The sequence below is a fragment of the Vibrio sp. OPT46 genome, from assembly GCF_015163535.1.
Classification (GTDB): domain Bacteria; phylum Pseudomonadota; class Gammaproteobacteria; order Enterobacterales; family Vibrionaceae; genus Vibrio; species Vibrio alginolyticus.
The window spans coordinates 1-1,654 of record NZ_JADDYG010000731.1; the positions used below are offsets into that span (position 1 = coordinate 1).

Annotated in this window: 1 pseudogene; it reads left to right on the top strand. The window is 49.3% G+C overall.

The features are described from left to right. A pseudogene (gene vmeQ, locus IQR33_RS34480) lies at positions 1 to 1,654 on the top strand (efflux RND transporter permease subunit VmeQ); the annotation flags it as partial.

A 1,654-nucleotide genomic window follows, 5' to 3' on the forward strand; every position in this document is an offset into this window, starting at 1 on the left:
GTGGTAGAGAACGTGGAGCGGGTTATCCATGAAGAGCATTTAGACCCGATTCCGGCCACGATCCAAGCTATGAAAGAAGTGACAGGGCCAGTATTGGCAACAACGCTTATTTTGTTGGCGGTATTTGTACCGGTTGCGCTATTGCCGGGTATTTCTGGTCGAATGTTCAACCAGTTCGCGGTCACCATCTGTGTATCGGTGCTGCTCTCTGCGATCAACGCATTAACGTTAACGCCAGCGCTTTGTGCGTTGATGTTGAAATCTACTCACTCGCAACCTATTGCGCCTTTGCGTGCGTTTAACCGAGGTTTTGAAGCAATAACGCGCAAATACCAAGGTTTAGTTGGCTTCTTGAGCCGTCGTATTGTGCTGAGTATCGGTGTTTATGGCGCGCTTATTGCGGTGCTGGCATTTGCGTTCATGACCGTACCTTCTTCTTTCGTACCGAACGAAGATAAAGGCGTGTTCATGGTCGAAATGCGTTTGCCAGACGCAGCAGCATTGCAGCGTACTGCACCATTAATGAAGAAGTACGTTGACGAGCTAAAACAGATGGAAGGTGTGGAGAACGTGGTTTCGGTTGCGGGCTTCTCGGTAATTAACATGGCGTCGATTCCAAACTCGGGCATGTTGATCATCAAACTGGATAACTGGAGCAAACGTAAAGACCCTGAGCTACACCAACGTGCGTTGATGAACAAAGTTAACCAAATGCTGAACTCAACGCCAGATGCCGCTTCGTTCGTTTTCGCGACGCCGGCAATCAAAGGCATGGGTGCGGTGGATGGTTTCAACCTTGTGCTGCAAGACAACTTGGGCCGTTCTCCACAAGAGTTGGCAAAAACAACCGCTGATTTTGTTGCCCAAATCAATCAACTGCCTGAAGTGGCGCGTGCGTTCTCGATTTTCCGTGCGAACATTCCGCAACGTTACATCGATATTGACCGCGATAAAGCGATTTCGATGGGCGTACCGTTGAATGAAATCTTCAGCACACTGCAAGCGCAGTTGGGCGGTGCCTACATTTCTGACTTCAACTTGTTTGGTCGTTCGTACCAAGTGAAAGTGCAAGCAGAAGAGCAATACCGTGACAATATCGACGACATCAACCATCTGTTTGTTCGCTCAAGCTCTGGAAAAATGGTGTCACTGGCAACGCTAGTGAAAGTGAAGCCGATCTTCGGCCCAGATACCTTGTCGAACTACAACATGTTCAGTTCTGCAACCGTGAACGGTGCGCCAGCGCCAGGTTACAGCTCGGGTGATGTTGTAAAAGCCATTGAAAAACTGGCTGCGGAATCTTTGCCAAGTGGTTACTCATACGAGTGGTCAGGCATGACTTACCAAGAGATGAAAGCAGGCAACATGGCACCAATCGCGTTCGCATTGTCTTTGCTGTTCACCTACTTGTTCTTGGTGGCTCAGTACGAAAGTTGGACCATTCCTGCTGCGGTAATGATGGCGGTTCCAGTCGCGATTCTCGGCGCAATGGGCACGCTATTGCTGGTGGGACAACCGTTCGACTTGTACGTGCAGATTGGTGTGGTCATCTTGATCGGTATGTCCGCCAAAGTGGCGATTCTTATCGTGGAATTTGCCAAAGTTCTGCGAGAAGAAAAGGGCTTATCCATCATTGATGCTGCCAAAGAAGCTG